Here is a 19,574-nt window from a genome sequence, read left to right as displayed (position 1 = left end):
TTCCAGGTCGCACTCATATGGTGCACGGGCGTGCCCGCGCACGGTGCTGGTGCGGATCAGCAAGAACAAACACTCCGTGCAGGTTTTTAAATACATGATTCATATTGCAAAAATAACGAATGGCACGGTATGCGCATTAACGAGGCAACAGGTTAACGCAGGCGGCCTGGCCGCTATCTATCCAGCAGGGGAGATCCGGGATGAAACTCATCACCGCTATCATCAAGCCATTCAAGCTCGACGACGTTCGCGAAGCGCTCGCCGATAACGGCGTGCAGGGCATCACGGTGACCGAAGTAAAAGGCTTTGGTCGTCAGAAAGGGCATACCGAACTTTACCGGGGTGCCGAGTATGTCGTCGATTTCCTGCCCAAGGTCAAGGTGGAAGTAGCGGTGGATGACTCGCGGCTGGATAGCGTACTCGATGCCATCTGCAGCGCGGCGAACAGCGGCAAGATCGGTGATGGGAAGGTATTTGTCACCCCGCTCGAGGACGTCATCCGTATTCGTACCGGAGAGCGCGGCGCCGACGCCGTATAACGTCAATAACGAACCACTCTCGGTCACGGTTTATTCAGCTTTGCTTTGCTTGGTACAACGCTACTTGTATACGGGGAACGACTCATGAATGAGGTCACTGATCTGAGCTACGCGCTCGATACCTTTTACTTTTTGATTTGCGGCGTGCTGGTCATGTGGATGGCCGCCGGCTTTTCTATGCTGGAAGCCGGGATGGTGCGCTCCAAGAACACCGCGGAAATCCTGACGAAAAACATCGCGCTGTTTGCCATTGCCTGCACCATGTACCTTCTGGTGGGTTACTACATCATGTACTCCAGCAATGAGGGCGGCTTCCTGCCGAGCCTGGGCTTTCTGCTGGGGGCTGAAAACAGCGTGGATGCGGTACTGGCCGGCGGAGAAGACGCGCCCTACTACTCCATGCGTTCCGACTTCTTCTTCCAGGTGGTCTTCGTGGCCACGGCCATGTCGATTGTATCGGGCGCGGTGGCCGAGCGCATGAAGCTCTGGGCGTTTCTGACCTTCGCTGTCGTGATGACCGCTTTCATCTACCCGGTCTCTGGCTACTGGACCTGGGGCGGCGGCTGGCTGGACGCCGTGGGCTACTCTGATTACGCCGGTTCCGGCATCGTGCACATGGCCGGTGCCGCCGCCGCCCTGGCAGGGGTACTGATTCTTGGCCCGCGTAAAGGCAAGTACGGTAAGGACGGTTCAATTCACGCGATTCCGGGGGCCAACATGCCGCTGGCAACGCTGGGTACGTTCATTCTGTGGATGGGCTGGTTCGGGTTCAACGGTGGCTCCGAGCTCAAGATGTCGGATGTCGCCTCCGCCAATAATGTGGCCCAGGTGTTCGTGAACACCAACGCCGCCGCCGCCGCTGGTGTCATCGCGGCCCTCGTGCTGGCCAAGCTGTGGTTTCGCAAGGCAGATCTGACCATGGCACTCAACGGCGCGCTGGCGGGCCTTGTGGCCATCACGGCCGACCCGCTTTCACCCTCTGCATTGGGTGCGGCGATCATCGGAGCGATCGGCGGTCTGGTCGTGGTGGCCTCTATCGTGACGCTGGATAAGGTGAAGCTGGACGACCCGGTTGGTGCCATTTCGGTGCACGGTATCGTGGGTATCTGGGGCTTGCTGGCAGTACCTTTCAACAACGGCGACGCCTCTTTCGGGGCGCAGCTGATCGGGATCCTCGGTATCTTCGGGTGGGTATTCTTGGCAAGCCTGGTGGTATGGGTGGTGCTCAAGGCCGTCATGGGTATCCGTGTCAGCGAAGAGGAAGAGTATGAAGGGGTGGATATCGCCGAGTGCGGCCTGGAAGCCTACCCGGAGTTCAGCGTTAAAAAGTAATCGCGCTTAACCCGGATTAGTGACATAAGCCTCCCCGCCGTGGGAGGCTTTTTTATTCTCCCGCGGTAGCGGTGTATGCTTATGGGGAACGGGGCGCGTTTGGCCTATAGTGACCTTCGCTTACCCAGATAATAACGGGCCACCTAGTTAAAGGATGTCGCAATGAAACTTATCTCAGCCATTATCAAGCCGTTCAAGCTTGATGACGTACGCGAATCGCTTTCGGATATCGGCGTGCAGGGGATTACCGTGACAGAGGTAAAGGGCTTTGGTCGCCAGAAAGGGCATACCGAGCTTTATCGCGGCGCCGAGTATGTGGTGGATTTTCTACCCAAGGTGAAGCTTGAAGTTGCCGTTGACGACGAGCTGGTCGAACAGGTGATCGAGGCCATCACCCAGGTGGCCAATACCGGCAAGATCGGCGACGGCAAGATCTTCGTCATGCCGCTGGAGCAGGTTATCCGTATCCGTACCGGCGAAACCGGCAAGGACGCAGTTTAAGCACTTCGATGCGCGCCTAAAAAAGCCCCGCCAACCAAAAAGGTTGGCGGGGCTTTTTAATGGGCTTGGATGAGAGGCTTACTTTTCGACAAACGCCCTCTCGATCACGTAGTCGCCGGGTTCGCCCATGCGCGGGGAGATATTCAAGCCCAGCTCGTCGAGCAGCGCGCTGGTATCATCCAGCATCGCGGGACTGCCACAGATCATCGCCCGATCCTGGCGCGGGTCGATAGGCGGCAGGCCCGTGTCCTCGAAGATCTTGCCGCTGCGAATATGGTCGGTCAGCCGCCCCATGGTGTGGAACTCTTCCCGGGTCACCGTGGGGTAGTAGACGAGCTTTTCGGCGACCTCTTCGCCCAGGTATTCGTGGGCGGGCAGCTCCTTGGTGATGAAGTCGGCGTAGGCCAGTTCCGAGACTTCGCGCACGCCGTGGACCAGCACGATTTTTTCGTAGCGCTCGTAGACTTCCGGGTCCTGAATCAGGCTCATGAACGGCGCCAGGCCCGTGCCGGTGGAGAGCATGTAGAGATTACGCCCAGGCAGCAGGTCATCGCACACCAGCGTGCCGGTGGGCTTGCGGCTCACCATGATCTGGTCGCCCACCTGAAGATGCTGAAGGCGCGAGGTCAGCGGGCCGTCCGGTACCTTGATGCTGAAGAATTCGAGGTGGTCTTCATAGTTGGGGCTGGCGATGGAGTAGGCGCGCATTAGCGGTTTGCCGTCCACTTCCAGACCGATCATGACGAACTGGCCGGTCTTGAAGCGCAGGCTGCGCTCCCGCGTGGTCCGAAAGCTGAACAGGGTATCGTTCCAGTGATGGACGCTCAGCACTTCTTCCAGGGCAAACTTGCTCATGACAACTCCTTTAGCGCGAAAGCGGCGTCGCGCGGACTCATTCGCATTTCATATTCTTAAAAAGAATAAAAGCGGTTAGGTATGTTGCTGCCAAGTCTAAACAGCGGGCGCATATCTGTTAAGTCAATTATACTGATAAACCTTATCTGCAAAATCGATATAGGCCGGGTATGCACTATACGTTACGCCAGCTCGAGGTCTTCGTGGCCGTGGCCCAGCACGAAAGCGTCTCAAAGGCGGCGCGCGCGCTTGCCATGTCCCAATCCGCCACCAGCACCGCCCTCACCGAGCTCGAGCGCCAGTTCGACTGCCAACTGCTCGACCGGCTCGGCAAGCGGCTAAAGCTCAACGCCCTGGGCTTTCAACTGCTGCCCAAGGCGGTGGCTCTTCTGGACCGGGCCGAGGAGGTGGAGGAGCTTCTGCGCGGCCAGAAGGGCGTGGGGGCGCTCGAAGTGGGGGCCACGCTGACCATCGGTAACTACCTGGCCACGCTTTTGATCAGCGATTTCATGCAGCGCTACCCCGGAAGCCGGGTGCGGCTGGCGGTGCGTAATACGCGTCATATCATCGAAGGGGTGCGCCAGCACTCGCTGGATTTGGGCTTGATCGAAGGGCAGTGCGACGACGAGATGATCGTCAGCCAGCCCTGGGTCGAGGACGAACTATGCGTGTTCTGCTCACCGCGCCACCCGCTTGCCGGGCGCAAGCATCTGGAGCTCGAGCAGCTTTTACGCGAGGACTGGATCATGCGCGAAGAGGGCTCGGGCACGCGCATGACGTTGGAGCATGCCGCCCGCCACCGGCGCAGTCGTTTCAATACGCTGTTGGAGCTCGAACACACCGAGGGCATCAAGCGCGCGGTGGAGTCGGGCCTTGGCATCGGCTGCGTCTCGCGGCTTGCGCTGCGCGACGCCTTCCGGCGGGGCAGCCTTGTCGAGCTGCCCACACCGGAATTGGATTTGAAGCGCCAGTTCACTTTCATCTGGCACCGCCACAAGTACCTGACCACCGGCGTGCGCGAGTTTCTGCGCCTGTGTCGCGAGATGACCGCCGGTGCCAGCCGCAGCGACGATATCGCGCTACCGCCGGTGCCCTAGAGGGAGAAGCCCGGGCCCAGGATTAGAACGACGGCAGCGAGCGTGTGGTTTGATTCTCCGTCAGCGGCGGCGCTGCGCGCTCGGACAGCTTGAAGCTGCCGATCGTCTCGGCCAGGTGATTCGCCTGCTCTTTGAGCTGCTCGGCGGCGGTGGTGGACTCCTCCACCATGGCGGCATTTTCCTGGGTCATACGGTCCAGGTCGGCCACCGCGATGTTGACCTGGTTGATACCGTCGCTCTGCTCGCCGGTCGCGGCGGTAATTTCCTCGAGCACGTCGGACACGCGGGTGATGTGTTCCACGATGCTTTTCATGGTGGCGCCGGCGTTACGCACCAGGGTGGTGCCGGTACTCACCTTGCTCTGGGAATCCTCGATCAGCTTTTGAATATCGTTGGCCGCATCGCTGCTGCGCCTGGCCAGCATGCGCACTTCTTCGGCCACCACGGCAAAGCCGCGACCGTGCTCGCCGGCGCGCGCGGCTTCCACCGAGGCGTTCAGCGCCAGCAGGTTGGTCTGAAACGAGATGCTGTTCATCAGGGTGACGATCTCACCGATCTTGTCCGAGGCTGTCGTGATCTCCTCCATGGTGGTCACCACGCCCGCGACCACTTGCCCGCCTTCGTTGGCGACTTCCGACGCGGTTTGCGAGAGCTTGTTGGCTTCTTTCGAGGACGCCGCGGTTTGCTGCACGGTGCTGGTGATTTCCTCGATGGAGGCGGAGGTCTGCTGCAGGCTGGCGGCGGTGTTGTCGGTACGCCGCGACAAATCCTGGCCACCGGTGGCGATCTCGCTGGCCGCATGGTGAACCGACTGGCTGCTGGTGCGAACGTCGATCAACACCGACTCCATCTTGTCGACGAAACGGTTGAAAGCGCCGCTGATCTGGGCCACTTCGTCGCGCCCTTGCTCGGGCAGGCGGCGGGTCAGGTCGCCTTCGCCGCTGGCGATATCGTCCAGCGCATCGCGGGCGCGCTCGAGCCCCCTGAACATCCGCTTGAGCCATAGGCTCAGCAGCAAGGCGGTGACGACGATGATGACCCCTAGCACCACCAGCGCCGAGTGAATCATCGCCCTCAGCCCCACCGTGGCTTCCCGCTCGTCCAGCGCCACGCCAAGCGCCCAGTCGGTGCCGGTAATGGGCGTGGCCGCAACGCGCTTGGTCTGACCCCCGACATCGATGCCTTCCCAGGCGTTGCGTGTGGTGCTCAACCGCTCAAGGGTCGCGGGGGTAAGCGCTGGGCTAAGCTCGGTCAGCGGCTGAAGCGTCAGCGCCGAATCCGGGTGCGCAATCAGGGTTTCGCCGGCACTGCTGAGAAAGGCGAAGCTCGACGGCGTGGGCTGAATCGCATTCACCTGATTCACCAACTGATTGATGGTGGCGCTACCTCCCACGACCCCGTAAAAGCGACCGTTTTGCGTGATCGGCGTGGCAATCGTGACCACCAGGTCGCCGCTTTCGGCATCCTGGTAGGGCTGCGAGATGATGGTCGCGTCCCGGGCGACGGCGCTTTGGTACCACTCACGCTCGCGAACGTCGTAGTCCGCGCCCGGTATCCAACCATCCGAGGCGATCAGGCCACCATCGGGGAGCCCGAGATTGGCAGACGAAAAGCCGCCGGAGTCGGCGAGCTGAACAAGCGGCGCCGTAGGATCATCACTGATTACCTGGGGGCGTGCCGCCTCTACCATGGATACGCGGGCTGCAACCCACTCCTCGATGGCCAGAGCGTTGCCTTGTGATAGAGAAACGAGATCCTGGGCGATCTGGCGATCATTATGGCTTTTAAGAATCGTGTAGCTGATCGCGGCATTGATGGCGAGCGCCAGGGTGATTATGACGAGTGTCACTAGCAAAATGCGCGCGCGAAGAGAGGAGAGCATCGATAAAACTCGCTTATTTGAAAAGGTTTCAGGGTGGAGAGTAGGGCGCTCGGATATGTCTTTGTTACTGTATCGGCCAGAGCATCTACGGCTATAGGCGTAAATGCTCTTGAGTTGCCTCTGACGGGAAAATTGATGGAGACGCGCAGAGAAAGAGTGTGTGAGCAAAGAATAAAAAGGGCCTTTAAAGAGGCCCTCGATACCCTTGCCGCCAAGGGGGTAGCGTTTAGCCGTTTCGAAAACCAGGCCCGGGCAACCGCTCGCTGTCGCCGCGCTCCTTTGCCAGCGTAAAACCGCCCACCAGTTCGGCAAGCCGCTCCGCCTGCTCCTTCAATTGTTCGGCGGCGGTGGTGGACTCCTCGACCAGCGCGGCGTTTTGCTGGGTCATCTGGTCAAGATCGCTCACCGCAATGCTCACCTGGCTGATGCCATCGCTTTGCTCGCTGGCGGCGGTGCTGATATCGCCCAGCATCTGGTTGACCCGCGTGACGCTTTCAGCCAGTTCATGCATGGCGCGTTCGGCCTCGTGCACCAGCTGTGTGCCGCTTTCCACCCTGTCGGTCGAGGCGCCGATGCGCTGGCGAATATCCGCCGCAGCGTCGCTGCTGCGCGCGGCCAGCATGCGTACTTCTTCGGCCACTACGGCAAAGCCGCGGCCGTGTTCACCGGCCCGGGCCGCTTCGACCGAGGCGTTCAGGGCCAGCAGGTTGGTCTGGAAGGCGATGCCGTCGATAACCTTGACGATGGCCTGAATCTCATCAGACGTGGTGCGGATATCGTCCATGGTGACCACCACCTGCTCGAAGGCGCTGTTGGTCCGGGCGGCCAGCTGCGACGCCGTCTGTGAAAGCCCGCTGGCTTCTCTTGAAGCGCTGGTGGTGTGGCCCACGGTGCTGCTGATCTGCTCCATGGCGGTCGAGGTCTGCTGCAGGCTCGATGCCGTCTGGTCGGTGCGTCGGGAAAGGTCCTGGCCGCCCTGGGTGATCTCGTTGGCGGCGTGATGAACAGACTCACTGCTGGCGCGAACATCCACCAGCACATCGTGAATCTTGGTCGCGAAGGCGTTGAACTGGATGGCGAGTTCGGCGGCTTCGTTGCGTCCGCGCACCGGCAGGCGCTGGGTCAGATCGCCATCACCCGAGGCGATCTCGCGCATCCGGTCGGCCAGGTAGCGCAGCGGGCGGGAGATACGGGTACCCAGCAGCCAGCTGGCCAGCAAGCCCAGAAGTGCAATCACCAGGCCCATGAGTATCATGCCACCCATCAAGGATCGCGCCTGGTCGTTCAACTGATCCTGAAGGGTATACAGACCGGCCATCACGGCACTTTCCGGCAGGCGCAGCATGAGTACCCACGGGGTATCGATATCGCCAATGGTAAAAGGCCAATACAGCTCGATAACGCCTTGTTCAGTATCGTGATGGCGTACTGTCTCACCGCGCTGAGCGCTTTGGATATGGGACTGCAGTGATGGCGTCAACACTTCGCTGATGGGGCTGCCAAGCGCGTCCTGTTGTGCGGTATGCGCGGTCAAGGCACCACCAGAGGCGATCAGGGCCATTTCGCCTGCGCCGTCGTAAAGCGCCTGATTGGCATCGCCAAGCATGGATTGGATGAAGTCGACGGCAAGATCGACACCGGCAATACCACGAAATTCACCATCGACAAGCACCGGTACACTGAACGAGGTCACCATGGCCATCTGGCCATCGAAATCATAGGGGACCGGGTCCACGATACAAGCCGTTGACGTATCGCGTGGGCATAGATAGTACTCTCCCTGACGGACCCCGCTGGGCTGTAGCGCTTCGCTTTCCATGCTGTCATCAAGAGGCAGTACCACGACATTGCCGCTGTCGTCGCGATACCACAGCGGGCGAAAGCGGCCATCCGCGCCGTAACCCAGTCCTTCACGCCCGGCAAAGAGGGCATCGCGGCCAAACGCATCGGGCTCCCAGCCAATGTAGGCTCCTAACAGTTCGGGATTATCAATCGCGGTCTGACGCACCATTTGAGAGAGTTCGCGACGGCTCAGATTCAGCGACAGGCGCCCTGACTCGTCTGTCTGGCCCATCAGGGCGTTGGCCCGCGCCAGACTTTCGCTCAGTCTCAAGGTATTTTCGAACTGGCCTTTGATACGCTCGGCCTGTTCGGCGGCAATAGCGTCCAGACGGGTCTGGATATTGCGCTCGAGCAGCGCTTGTGTCTGACTTTCCACCAGCGTGTGGGAGCGCTCGTTGGCGATCAGTGAATAGATGACCAGGGCGGCGATCACCAGCAGAATACAACCGCCGACCAGCGTCGTGATGAGTGTGCGTACGGATTTAAAATTCATTCCAAACGTCCTTGCTGGCGCCATTGATCGAGCGATATGAAGGTGAGGCTGACAAAGCAGCTAAAGGGATGCACAAGCGCATGAAGTGGAGCATTAACAGTCTCACTGTTCAGGAGATGGCAGGCCAAGAAATAGACCACTCGGTCGGGCATCGGTATTTCCCTATCGGCGCCGACGAGTGTGACTTTAGGTTTGCATAAGCTTTTATCGCGACCTGGCCCGTGTCGAATCCAGTCGGCCAGGTGGCGCAGCGGACGGAAAATACGGCTGCTGCGAAACTCACCGTCGGCCAGGCCGGGCGCGTTGAAGGAAGGCACCAGCAGATGGTCGCCGTTGTAGTCGTACCAATGCGGGCCCGACGGTACAGCCGCGTCGGGGTCGTTGACCACTGTCTGGTAGATGAGCATGGAAAGTTCACGCCGGCTCGACGTTTTGCTTGAGCAGCGGCTGGGATTCGCTCTCGACCAGAGCTTGAGAGCGCATATGGGTCATGAGTGAGTAGAGCAAAAGGATAGCCACGACCAGCAGGATACAGCTACCTACCAGGGTCGCGATCAGCGGGCGCGAGGGTTTAAAGTGCATGGCGGGGCCTTTCTGCCTTGAAGCAAAAAGGCGTAGGCGCCACTTTTCAAGCGAACAGAGAAAGGCGTGAGTCAGATCGGAGTGCCCATTGGAGGGCAGTATAACGCTTGCGGTATCTAGCTTGATCACCATGGCCGCCCCCTGTGCCAAGAAGCTGAGTTGTCGCTGACGATACGCGACACCTGTCAACTAGCTTATCGGCGAGAGCGGTTCTGGCTTGAGTCTTAACGTTGATTAAAAGTTAAATGGCTTATTGGTTTAGCTTTTGAATTGCTTTTTCGATTTCCTCGCTCGAGGCCTTGGTCAAGTCCTTCGAAAGAGTGTGTGTCACCATCTTCTGGGTCGGCTTGTCGAGCTTGTCGCGCAAAAGTCCCAGGAACTTGGGGGCCGCCACCAGGATGAGTTCGTCCATCTTGTTGCTCGTGCGGGCGTCTACCAGATGCTGAACGACATCCTTGGCAAACATTTCGTTTTCGTGCTCGAGTGCTGCTCCCCCTTCCGCGGAGGAGTGTGACGAGCTTGCGGCTGAGCTGTGAACATCTGCGCCGGGGCTGTCGGTGACCAGGTCGCCTTCGTGCATCCGCCCTTCGGCGTGGGCCAGGTTCTCTTTTTCCGTGAGCTTGTTGGCCGCGTAGGTGAAGATACGCGCTCGGCCTGCATCGGCCACCACAATATAAGTTGTCATATCACACGTCCTCCGTGTCGTTGGTGATGAATTAAACATGGCAAGAGTTTCACGTCAGGTCAACTACTTAGCCATTTAAAGCACCCTACGTCGCAGCACGCTCGTGAGAGCCTCGCCGATCAACACCAGCACGATGATCGCCAGCAGGATCGTTGCCACCGTTGGCCAGGCGAAGGTATCGATGGCGCCTTGCAGAATTACGCCGATACCGCCGGCGCCCACCAGCCCGAGCACCGTGGATTCCCGGATATTGATGTCCCAGCGCAGGATCACGATGGCAAAGAAGGCGGGCATCACCTGGGGCACGATCGCGTAGGCAATGACCTTCGCCTTGGAGGCGCCGGTGGCTTCCATTGCCTCGACCGGGCGGCGGTCGATCTCCTCGATCGCCTCGCCCATCAATTTGCCGATGAACCCGATCGAGCGAAACACGATGGCCAGGATACCCGCCAGCACGCCGGGGCCGAAAATGGCCACGAACAACAGCGCCCAGATGATCGTATTCACCGAGCGGCTCGAGACCAGAATGAAGCGCCCAAGCCACAGGCACGCCCGATTGGGGGTGGTGTTCTGTGCTGCGATATAGGCCACCGGCAGCGCTAAAAAGATGGTAAGAAAAGTGGCAAGGGTGGCGATATGCACGGTTTCCAGCAAGGCGTTGACGATGTTGCCAAACCCTGCCGGACTGGGAGGCCACATACGCGCGCCCAGCCCGGAGATCTGATTGGGTGCATCCCATACCCAGGGCCAGAAGATATCGATGTCGCTCACTGCCCAGACCACCAGCATCAGCGTGAACAGCAAGATGACGAAGCGGACAAGGCGCGTTTTGGTGTCGTAGCGCTGCCAGACACGATCGGCGAGATGTTGTGCGTGATCTACCATATTTTTTTCCTCACCCAGCCGCTCACCCCTTCGCTGAGCAGAATGACCGCAATGATCACCAGCAGGATCGCGAAGGCGAAATCGTAGTCGTAGCGACCAAAGGCGTTCATCAGGGTGCTGCCGATACCGCCGGCGCCCACGATACCGACGACGGCGGAGGCGCGTAGATTGCTGTCCAGCTGGTACATGGAAAGGCCGATCTGGCGTGGGAGTATCTGGGGAAAGACCGCGTAGAACAGCGTAGCCAGATAGCCGGCGCCAGCGGCGCGCATCGCCTCGACCTGGCCCCAGTCGATCTCCTCGATCTCTTCGGCCAGAAGCTTGCCGACAAAGCCGATGGAGTAGAGGGTCAGCGTCAAGATGCCTGCCAGCGGGCCAAAGCCGACGGCGGCGACGAACAATATCGCCACGATGACCGGGTGAAAGCTTCTCGAAACGATAATCACCGCGCGGCCGACCAGGTAGATGGGCAGCGGGGCAATGTTGCGCGCCGCCATGACGGCGAAAGGAATGGAGAGCAGTACGCCCAGAAGCGTTGCCAGAATCGCGATCTGAAAGCTCTCTTTAAAACCGGTCAAAAGAAGCTCGAAACGGTCGAAGTTGGGCGGGAAGCCGCCGCTGAAGATGCGCGCGGCACGGGGCAGACCCTCACTGATGCGTGCCCAGTTGAACGGCAGTGAGCCAAACGCCCATACAAGGTAGCCCACGGCGATGATCAGCAGGCCATAGCGCAGCAGGGGGTTGGCAATGAATGGCGGCTTTTTCCAGGTGCGCGGCGTGGCGGGGGAAGCCTCAGGAGGCGTCATGGGCGCTCCTCCAGTGGGGTGTCGCTGACCGTCTCGTCCGGGGCTTCGATGCCGCCATAGATGGCGTCGAGCGCATCTTTATTGAAATCAACAGGTGCACCGTCGAAGATCATCTTGCCGTGGCGCAGGCCCACAATGCGCTCGGTGTAGGTCTTGGCCTGGGCAACGTTGTGGATATTGATCAGTACCGGCAGCGAGAGCTCCTGGGCCAGGCTCTGCAGCAACACCATGATCTGCTCCGAGGTGCGCGGATCGAGCGAGGCGGTGGGCTCGTCGGCCAGGAGTACGTCCGGTTCCTGCATCAGCGCACGGACGACGCCGACCCGTTGACGCTCGCCGCCGGAAAGCTCGTCGGCACGCTTGTTGGCGTAGTGGGCAATGCCCACGCGCTCCATCAGATGAAAGGCGCGGTCTATATCCGTTTGCGGGTAGCGTCGGGACACCGCCTGGAAAAGATTGACGTAGCCCAGCCGGCCCGCCAGCACGTTCTCCATCACGGTCAAGCGATCGAGCAGGTTGAAGCCTTGAAACACCATGCCGATCTTGCGACGGGCGCGCTTGAGCTCGGCGCCTTTCAAGTTGACAAGCTCGGTGTCGTTTAGCTTGATGGAGCCCGAGGTCGGCTCCACCAGCCGGTTGATACAGCGCAGCATCGTGCTTTTGCCTGCTCCCGAGGCGCCCACGATGGACACCACGCTATTGCCCTCAACGCGTAAGTTGAGGCCCTTGAGCACGGGCTCGCTATGGCCGTAACGCTTTACCAGGTCACTAATCACTAACATCTTTTGGGTTCCATCCAGCGATCGAAAGTCGCGCCGCGGTGGCGGCGCAGCGGGCATTACTCCAGGTTTTCCCGGGTGTAGCTCACGTTGTTCGCGGCCTGGATGGTACGGATGACCTGCCAGTTATCCTTGTAGTTGATCGGTATGAACTTCTCGACACCATCAAACTCCTCGCCGAGCTCGGTGCCGGCAAAATCGAAGCTGAAAAATGCTTCTTCGATCTTCTCGACCAGATCAGGATGCAGGTTGTAGGCGTAGTTGTAGGAGGTGGTCGGGAAGCGGTCGGATTCGTAGATCAGGCGAACGTCCTCTTCGTCGTAAAGCCCGCGAGCGGCCATGCGTTCGACGACCTCGGAGGCGACCGGCGCGGCGTCGTAGTCGCGGGCAACGACCCCCAGCATGGACTGATCATGACTCCCGGAGTAGACGACTTCGTAGTCTTCGTCGGGGGTGATGCCAAGCTCGGGCAGCAGTGCCCGCGGGGCGAGGTTGCCAGAGTTGGACGTCGGCGAGGTGTGCGCGACACGCTTGCCCTTGAGGTCCTCGATCTCTTCTATATCGGAGTCGGCGTGGGTGAAAAGCTGCAGCGTATAGCCGAACTGACCATCGTCCGAGCCCATCAAGGCAAACGGCACGGCGCCGGCCAGGTTCACCGCAAAGGGCGTAGGGCCTGTGGAGAAGCCGGCGATATGCAGGCGGCCGCTGCGCATGGCCTCGACCTGGGCGGCATTGGACTGCACCGCGAAAAAGCGCACGTTGCGTTCGGTCACCTTGGATAGATGATCGATAAAGGGCTGCCAGATATCGGAATAGATGGCAGGATCTTCCACCGGGGTGTAGGCGAAAATCAACGTGTCCGGGTTGAGCCACTCGGACTCGTCGGCGGGACGGTCGGCGACCATGTCACCGTTTTCGTCGCAATAAAGCGCGTCCAGGTCGCCGCGCTCGCAGTCGGCGAAAGAGGCGCTCGAAAAGAGTGCAAGGGGCAGTGCGGCAGCCGTGGCGAGCAGCAGCGCAGGCTTGGAAGCGTTGAACGTGATCATGTGAACCTCGATTGTGGGTTATTTTTATGGGTAACGCGCATTCTTGAGCGTCAAATGGCAGTAAACTCGGCGTAAGTTTCGTTACTGCGCATGCAATGTTTGTATTTCGAAAACGACACTTCTTCAACGTAGGGTTTGTGACAAACTTATGTCAAGCACTTTCCATAGCGCCTCATACCATTGGCGCAATCGCTATCTATTGATGCGCCACGGCCATAGCCAGGCCAACGAGCAGGGGTTGATCATCAGCGCGCCAGAGCACGGCGTCGGTGCATTCGGGCTGTCGAAGATCGGTGAGCGACAGCTGGCCGAGGCGGTGGCGCACTGGTCCTGGTCGGTACCTTCGCGGATTATTCATTCGGATTTCTTGCGTACGACCCAGACGGCGAGTCGGGTGGCCGACGCCCTGAATGTGGCCATGGTGAAAGATGAACGACTGCGCGAGCGCTATTTTGGCGAGCTGGACGGGCAACGTGATCGCTTCTATCCCCGCGTCTGGGCGCTGGATGCCCAGAATGCCGACCACGACGCACACCATGTCGAACCCGTCAGCCGGGTGGCGACACGTATGCAGTCAGTGGTGGAGGAGCTTGAACAGTGCCTGGAAGGTGAGACGATACTGGTAGTGAGCCATGGCGACCCGCTGCAGATACTGCTTACCGCGTTGAAGGGCAGACCGCTCACCGAGCATCGTGAGCAGCCTGCGCTGGCACCGGCCAGTATCACCCTTATAGGAGCGAACGGCGGCGCCTAGTGGCCAAGAATCTGGCTCAGGAACAGCTGGGTGCGCTCGGACTGCGGGTTGTTGAAAAACGGCTCCGGCGCGTTTTCCTCGATGATCTGGCCCTGGTCCATGAAGATCACCCGGTCGGCCACGGTCTTGGCAAAGCCCATCTCGTGAGTGACGCACAGCATCGTCATGCCTTCGTTGGCAAGCTCGATCATGACGTCGAGCACTTCCTTGATCATCTCCGGGTCGAGTGCAGAGGTGGGTTCGTCAAAGAGCATCACGTCCGGGTGCATGCAAAGCGAACGGGCGATGGCCACGCGCTGCTGCTGGCCGCCGGAAAGCTGGCCCGGGTACTTCTTGGCCTGTTCGGCGATACGCACTCGTTCCAGATAGCGCATGGCCTGCTCTTCGGCCTCCCGGCGGGGTTTTTTCTGTACCCACATCGGCGCGATACAGCAGTTTTCCAGCACGCTCAGGTGGGGGAACAGGTTGAAGTGCTGGAAGACCATGCCGACGCTGCGGCGTACCTGCTCGATGCGCTTGACGTCCTGGATCAGCGGCACGCCGCCGACCACGATATCGCCCTGCTGGTGCTCTTCGAGATGGTTGATGCACCGAATCATGGTGGATTTGCCCGAGCCGGAGGGCCCGCAGATCACGATGCGCTCGCCGCGTTTGACGCTCAGGTCAATGTCGCGCAGCACGTGGAAGTCACCGTACCATTTGTTGACGCCGCGCATTTCGACCATCAGGTCGGGGGTGTTCAAAGCTGCTTCGCTCATGAGGTTATCCTTGAAATCCTAAGGGCGGCGTTAACGCTTGTGGCCGGTGTTGAGCTTGCGTTCCAGGTATTGGCTGTAGCGGGACATGCTGAAACAGAAGATCCAGAACATGAACGCCGCGAACACGTAGCCTTCCAGTGAGAAGCCCAGCCAGCGCGAGTCGGAAAGTGCCGCCTGTACGATGCCTAACAGGTCAAAGAGACCAATGATCATGACCAGCGTGGTGTCCTTGAAAAGCGAGATGAAGGTGTTCACGATGCCGGGAATCATCATCTTGAGCGCCTGGGGCATCACGATCAGCCCCATGCGCTTCCAGTAGGTCATGCCGAGCGCGGCGGCGGCTTCTTCCTGGCCCTTGGGAATCGCCTGCAGCCCGCCGCGAATCACCTCCGCCATGTAGGCGCTTTGAAACAGCGTAAGGCCGATCAAGGCGCGGATCAGCCGGTCGACGCTGAGCTCTGAAGGCAGGAACAGCGGTAGCATCACCGAGGCCATGAACAGCACGGTGATGAGCGGCACGCCGCGCCAGAACTCGATGAACACCACCGAGAAGCTTTTCACGATCGGCATGTTGGAACGCCGGCCCAGCGCCAGCACGATACCGATGGGCAGCGCCCCCACCATGCCGACGGTGGCAAGCAAGAGGGTGAGCATCAGCCCGCCCCAGCGGTGGGTGGGTACGCGCGGCAGATCGAAATAGCCGCCGTGAAGCAGCACGTAGGCGATCACCGGGAAGGCCACCAGGGCGAATACCGCTACCCAGCGCTTGAAGGGAAGGCGCGGAATGGCAAGCCAGGCGATCAGCGCAAAAAAACCGACGAACACGATGTTGGCGCGCCATATTTCCGAGCGGGGGTAGAGCCCGTAGATGAACTGGGTAAAGCGCGCCTTGATGAACACCCAGCACGCTCCCTCGCGGGAGCAGTCTTCGCGCGTCGACCCCACCCAGTCGGCGTTGATGAATGCCCACTGCACGGTGGGCACCACCAGAAGGTACAGCACGTAAAGGCCGATCAGGGTAAACAGCGTGTTGACCGGGCCGTTGAAGAGATTGGTACGCAGCCACGCCACGGGGCCGATGGTGCTTTTCGGGGCCGGGCGCTGCTCGATCATGGTTCGATTATGAATCATTGTTTCCACCCTTGCCCTAGCGTTCGACCAGCGCCACACGGGCGTTGAACCAGTTCATGAACATGGAGACCAGCAGGCTGATGGTCAGGTAGACCCCCATGGTCATGGCGATGACCTCGATGGCCTGGCCGGTCTGATTCAGCGTGGTCCCCGCAAACACCGAGACCAGATCCGGATAGCCGATGGCGGTGGCCAGCGACGAGTTCTTGATCAGGTTCAGGTATTGGCTGGTCAGCGGCGGAATGATCACCCGCATCGCCTGAGGAATGACCACCAGGCGCAGAATCAGGTTACGTGGCAGGCTCAGCGCCTGGGCGGCTTCGGTCTGGCCGTGGGAGATCGCCTGAATGCCCGAACGGACAATTTCGGCGATAAACGAGGCGGTGTAGATCGAAAGCGCTACCCACAGCGCCAGAAATTCCGGAATGACGGTAATGCCGCCGCGAAAGTTGAAGCCGCGAAGTTCCGGCACATCCCAGGTGATCGGCACGCCGGTAGCCACCAGTACCAGAAGGGGCAGGCCTGCCATGAGTGCGAAAGCCATCCAGTAGACGGGCAGGCGTTTGCCGGTCGCCTCCTGGCGGCGCTTGTTCCAGACGATGAGCGCAATGCTTGCCACGATGGCGACGAGGACGGCGGCGGGAATCAACCCGAAGCCGGACTCGAAAAGTGGCTCGGGCAGGTAGAGTCCGCGCACGTTCAAGAAGAAGACTTCGCCGAGGGAGAGGCTGTCGCGGGCGCTGGGTAGCGTACGCAGCACGGCGAAGTACCAGAAAAAGATCTGCAGGAGCAGCGGGATATTACGAAAGGTTTCGATATAGGCGGCGGCCAGACGGGCCAGTAGCCAGTTGGGCGAGAGCCTGGCGATGCCTACGATGAAGCCGATGATCGTGGCGGCCAGAACCCCTAGTCCCCCCACCAGCAGCGTGTTGAGCAGGCCGACAAGAAAGGTGCGTCCGTAAGTACTTTGCGACGAGTAATCGATCAGACTCTGGACGATACCAAAGCCGGCAGTGTTGTCCAGAAAACCAAATCCCGTGGTGATGCCCCGGGCGGACAGGTTGGACTGGGTATTGCCCACGATATACAGCAGGAAGACGGCCACGGCCGCCACTACCAGCAGCTGAAAAATAAGCGCGCGCTTAGCGCGGTCTCGCCAGAAAGGGGGCTTGTGGCCCACCGGGCGAGGGTTGGATCTTACAGACATGAAAAGCGTCTCCGCGATACGGCAGGGTCAATCAAACGGCCCGCCTGGGCTCACAGGGAGCGGCGGGCCGGGGTCAAGCGAGACGCTTAGCGAATCGGCGGTGCGTACTGGAAGCCGCCCTGGTTCCAGAGCGCGTTGGCGCCCCGTTCGATTTCAAGCGGTGAATCCATGCCGACGTTGCGCTCGAAGCTTTCGGCGTAGTTGCCTACCTGGCTTATGATGTTGTACGCCCAGTCGGCCTCGAGGCCCATGCCTTCACCGTAGTTGCCGTCCTGGCCCAGCAGGCGTGCGATATCCGGATTGTCGCTATCCATCATGTCGTCGACGTTTTCACTGGTCACGCCGTACTCTTCAGCATTGAGCATGGCGAAAAGCGACCATTTCACGATGTTGAACCAGGTGTCGTCGCCCTGGCGAACCACCGGGCCCAGTGGCTCCTTGGAGATGATGTCGGGGAGGATCATCGCGTTGCCCGGCTCATCCAGCTGAATGCGCAGCGCGGCGAGCTGGGAGGTGTCGGAGGTGAGCACGTCGCAGCGCCCGGACTGGAAGCCGCCCACGGTCTGCTCGGAGGTATCGAAAACGATCGGGTCGAACGCCATGTCGTTGGCACGGAAATAATCGGCCACGTTGAGTTCGGTGGTAGTGCCGGATTGGATACAGATCGCCGCGCCATCGAGCTCGTCGGCGCCGCCGATACCCAGGTCACGGTTGACCATGAAACCGATGCCGTCGTAGAAGTTCACGCCGGCGAAGTTGAGGCCCAGGGTGGTATCGCGGGTGGTGGTCCAGGTAGTGTTACGAGAAAGGACATCGACCTCGCCGGACTGAAGCGCGGTGAAACGTTCAACGGCGTTCAGCGAGATGTAGTTCACCGCATCGGCATCGCCCAGCACGGCGGCGGCGACGGCGCGGCAGACATCGACGTCAAGCCCCTGCCACTCGCCGCTGTCGTCAGGTGCGGAAAAGCCCGGCAAGCCATCGCTCACGCCACACTGCACCGCACCTCGTGAGCGCGTATCTTCCAGCACATCCGCCTGAACGCTTGTTACACCCGATAGGGTAATCGCGCCCGCAGAGGCCAGCAGTACCACGTGTTTTTTGTTAAGCATGGTTGTTTCCCTTCCTCGTTTTTTTTAAATATCGTTATACATGCCAGTGCATGACACTCTAAACGCTAGCAAGGAAGATGCCAGAAAGGATATGTCGGCCCATTCAGCGCTTTTCAACGCAAGAAGTGCAACGTTTTGACCAAAGTTGTGCTGCAAAAAAGTGCAAAAAGGGTTACGAGCCGATTCCTTTTGGTGCGCTGGCCGACGGGGTTGCCCCAAATCGGCCAGTGAAAACAGCAAGGTGACGCTATTTGGCTTAACGAATGGGGGGCGCGTACTGAAGGCCGCCATCTCGCCAAAGGCCGTTCAACCCGCGGCCGATATTAAACGCAGAGCCGACTCCGAGGTTACGATCGAACATGTCGGCATAGTTGCCCACCTGTTTGACGATCTGATAGGCCCAATCGGGTTCAAGCCCCATCGCCTGGCCAAAATCGCCGTCCTGGCCCAGAAGTCGCAGGACGTCCGGGTCGTCGGATGCGCGCTTCTCATCCACGTTGGCCTGGGTCACGCCCAGTTCCTCGGCATTGAGCATGGCGAAAAGCGACCACTTTACGATGTTGAACCACTGGTCGTCCCCTTGACGCACCGCCGGGCCGAGAGGCTCCTTGGAAATGATGTCGGATAGCACCACGGCCATGTCCGGGTCGGCCAGCTGCATGCGCTGGGCGTAGAGCTGCGAGGCGTCGGAACTGAGTACATCGCAACGCCCGGCTTCGAAACCGGCGATGGACTGTTCGGGGGCATCAAACACCACAGCGTCATAACGCATGCCGTTGAGGCGGAAATAGTCGGAAAGGTTGAGTTCGCTGGTGGTGCCCGACTGCGTGCACACCGCTGCGCCGTCCAGTTCCTTGGCGCTTTGCACGCCCAGGTCGCTTGCTACCATGAACGCCTGGCCGTCGAAGTAGCTTATCCCGGTAAAGTGGAGACCCTGGGTGGTGTCCCGAGTCGAGGTCCAGGTCGTGGTGCGAGCCAGCACGTCTACCTCGCCGGATTGCAGCGCGGCAAAGCGCTCCACCGAATCCAGCGGCACGAATTCGACGTTCGCCCCCTCCCCCAGGGCGGCAGCAGCCACCGCACGGCAGATATCGGTATCCAGCCCCCGGTAGGTGTCCTCGTCATCCAATGCCGAGAACCCCGGCTGGGCGGCATTGACCCCGCAGCGCAGGCTGCCACGCTCTTTCACCGTCTCCAGGGTGCCCGCAAGCGCCATGGCGGGTGAGAGCGCCGCTACCATCGCTGCAAGCTTCAAGCCCCGGTTGATACCCGCTACCCGATCCATTCT

General features: G+C 60.1%; 20 protein-coding genes. 5 read left to right on the top strand and 15 right to left on the bottom strand.

All coding sequences use genetic code 11. The annotated features are described in order from the left end of the window. Positions 1-200: 200 nt before the first annotated feature. The 3 genes from ACWF8S_RS16545 (at position 201) to glnK (ending at position 2,372) form a co-directional block, all read left to right on the top strand. Positions 201-539: a P-II family nitrogen regulator gene (locus ACWF8S_RS16545; RefSeq protein ID WP_394581448.1), complete on the top strand. Its 339-nt coding sequence runs from the start codon at positions 201-203 to the stop codon at positions 537-539. Between the two features lie 84 nt (positions 540-623). Next, complete coding sequence (locus ACWF8S_RS16540) at positions 624-1,871, top strand: ammonium transporter (RefSeq protein ID WP_447554544.1); 1,248 nt, start codon at positions 624-626, stop codon at positions 1,869-1,871. 162 nt (positions 1,872-2,033) lie between these two features. After that, positions 2,034-2,372 carry a P-II family nitrogen regulator gene (glnK, locus tag ACWF8S_RS16535; protein WP_252108177.1) on the top strand — a complete coding sequence of 113 codons (339 nt, stop codon included), beginning with the start codon at positions 2,034-2,036 and terminating at the stop codon, positions 2,370-2,372. Positions 2,373-2,450: 78 nt separating this feature from the next. On the opposite strand, the gene ACWF8S_RS16530 is transcribed toward glnK, so the two are convergent. Next, a complete protein-coding gene (locus tag ACWF8S_RS16530) occupies positions 2,451-3,227 on the bottom strand; it encodes a ferredoxin--NADP reductase (protein WP_447554542.1) in 777 nt (258 codons plus the stop codon). A 170-nt stretch (positions 3,228-3,397) separates the two neighbouring features. On the opposite strand from ACWF8S_RS16530, the gene ACWF8S_RS16525 reads away from it, so the two are divergent. Further along, positions 3,398-4,324, top strand: a complete 927-nt coding sequence (locus ACWF8S_RS16525) for a LysR family transcriptional regulator (RefSeq protein ID WP_447530266.1) — start codon at positions 3,398-3,400, stop codon at positions 4,322-4,324. Between the two features lie 22 nt (positions 4,325-4,346). On the opposite strand, the gene ACWF8S_RS16520 is transcribed toward ACWF8S_RS16525, so the two are convergent. The 9 genes from ACWF8S_RS16520 to phnD form a co-directional block, all read right to left on the bottom strand. Beyond that, positions 4,347-6,206, bottom strand: a complete 1,860-nt coding sequence (locus ACWF8S_RS16520; protein WP_447554539.1) for a methyl-accepting chemotaxis protein — start codon at positions 6,204-6,206, stop codon at positions 4,347-4,349. A gap of 226 nt (positions 6,207-6,432) precedes the next feature. Next, entirely contained in the window at positions 6,433-8,541 is a 2,109-nt protein-coding gene (locus ACWF8S_RS16515) for a methyl-accepting chemotaxis protein (protein WP_447554537.1), read from the bottom strand. Next, entirely contained in the window at positions 8,538-8,948 is a 411-nt protein-coding gene (locus tag ACWF8S_RS16510; RefSeq protein ID WP_447554535.1) for a hypothetical protein, read from the bottom strand. Before ACWF8S_RS16510 ends, ACWF8S_RS16515 begins: the two co-directional genes overlap by 4 nt. A 7-nt stretch (positions 8,949-8,955) precedes the next feature. After that, complete coding sequence (locus ACWF8S_RS16505) at positions 8,956-9,255, bottom strand: hypothetical protein (RefSeq protein WP_447554534.1); 300 nt, start codon at positions 9,253-9,255, stop codon at positions 8,956-8,958. A gap of 118 nt (positions 9,256-9,373) precedes the next feature. Beyond that, on the bottom strand, positions 9,374-9,808 hold the full coding sequence (locus ACWF8S_RS16500) for a host attachment protein (protein ID WP_447554532.1): 435 nt from the start codon (positions 9,806-9,808) through the stop codon (positions 9,374-9,376). Positions 9,809-9,883: 75 nt separating this feature from the next. Then, on the bottom strand, positions 9,884-10,693 hold the full coding sequence (phnE, locus tag ACWF8S_RS16495) for a phosphonate ABC transporter, permease protein PhnE (RefSeq protein ID WP_447554530.1): 810 nt from the start codon (positions 10,691-10,693) through the stop codon (positions 9,884-9,886). Beyond that, entirely contained in the window at positions 10,687-11,499 is an 813-nt protein-coding gene (gene phnE / locus ACWF8S_RS16490) for a phosphonate ABC transporter, permease protein PhnE (protein ID WP_447554528.1), read from the bottom strand. The genes phnE (ACWF8S_RS16495) and phnE (ACWF8S_RS16490) overlap by 7 nt, the downstream gene beginning before the upstream one ends. Further along, positions 11,496-12,281: a phosphonate ABC transporter ATP-binding protein gene (gene phnC, locus ACWF8S_RS16485; RefSeq protein WP_447554527.1), complete on the bottom strand. Its 786-nt coding sequence runs from the start codon at positions 12,279-12,281 to the stop codon at positions 11,496-11,498. Before phnC ends, phnE (ACWF8S_RS16490) begins: the two co-directional genes overlap by 4 nt. A gap of 56 nt (positions 12,282-12,337) precedes the next feature. Further along, entirely contained in the window at positions 12,338-13,324 is a 987-nt protein-coding gene (gene phnD, locus ACWF8S_RS16480) for a phosphate/phosphite/phosphonate ABC transporter substrate-binding protein (RefSeq protein ID WP_447554526.1), read from the bottom strand. 148 nt (positions 13,325-13,472) lie between these two features. On the opposite strand from phnD, the gene ACWF8S_RS16475 reads away from it, so the two are divergent. Next, positions 13,473-14,078 (top strand): histidine phosphatase family protein, encoded by a 606-nt coding sequence (locus tag ACWF8S_RS16475; protein ID WP_447554525.1) that lies wholly within the window; start codon positions 13,473-13,475, stop codon positions 14,076-14,078. Here the strand turns inward: ACWF8S_RS16475 and ACWF8S_RS16470 are convergent. The 5 genes from ACWF8S_RS16470 to ACWF8S_RS16450 form a co-directional block, all read right to left on the bottom strand. Continuing rightward, entirely contained in the window at positions 14,075-14,803 is a 729-nt protein-coding gene (locus ACWF8S_RS16470) for an amino acid ABC transporter ATP-binding protein (protein ID WP_447556625.1), read from the bottom strand. The genes ACWF8S_RS16475 and ACWF8S_RS16470 overlap by 4 nt on opposite strands. Before the next feature lie 63 nt (positions 14,804-14,866). Then, entirely contained in the window at positions 14,867-15,967 is a 1,101-nt protein-coding gene (locus tag ACWF8S_RS16465; RefSeq protein WP_447554524.1) for an amino acid ABC transporter permease, read from the bottom strand. A 16-nt stretch (positions 15,968-15,983) separates the two neighbouring features. Further along, complete coding sequence (locus ACWF8S_RS16460) at positions 15,984-17,174, bottom strand: amino acid ABC transporter permease (RefSeq protein ID WP_447554523.1); 1,191 nt, start codon at positions 17,172-17,174, stop codon at positions 15,984-15,986. 86 nt (positions 17,175-17,260) lie between these two features. Further along, positions 17,261-18,286 carry an amino acid ABC transporter substrate-binding protein gene (locus ACWF8S_RS16455; RefSeq protein ID WP_447554521.1) on the bottom strand — a complete coding sequence of 342 codons (1,026 nt, stop codon included), beginning with the start codon at positions 18,284-18,286 and terminating at the stop codon, positions 17,261-17,263. 256 nt (positions 18,287-18,542) lie between these two features. Then, complete coding sequence (locus tag ACWF8S_RS16450; protein ID WP_447556624.1) at positions 18,543-19,571, bottom strand: amino acid ABC transporter substrate-binding protein; 1,029 nt, start codon at positions 19,569-19,571, stop codon at positions 18,543-18,545. Positions 19,572-19,574: the final 3 nt, after the last annotated feature.

The sequence above is a fragment of the Vreelandella xerophytica genome (assembly GCF_968048975.1).
This window is presented reverse-complemented; position numbering and strand designations above follow the sequence as displayed.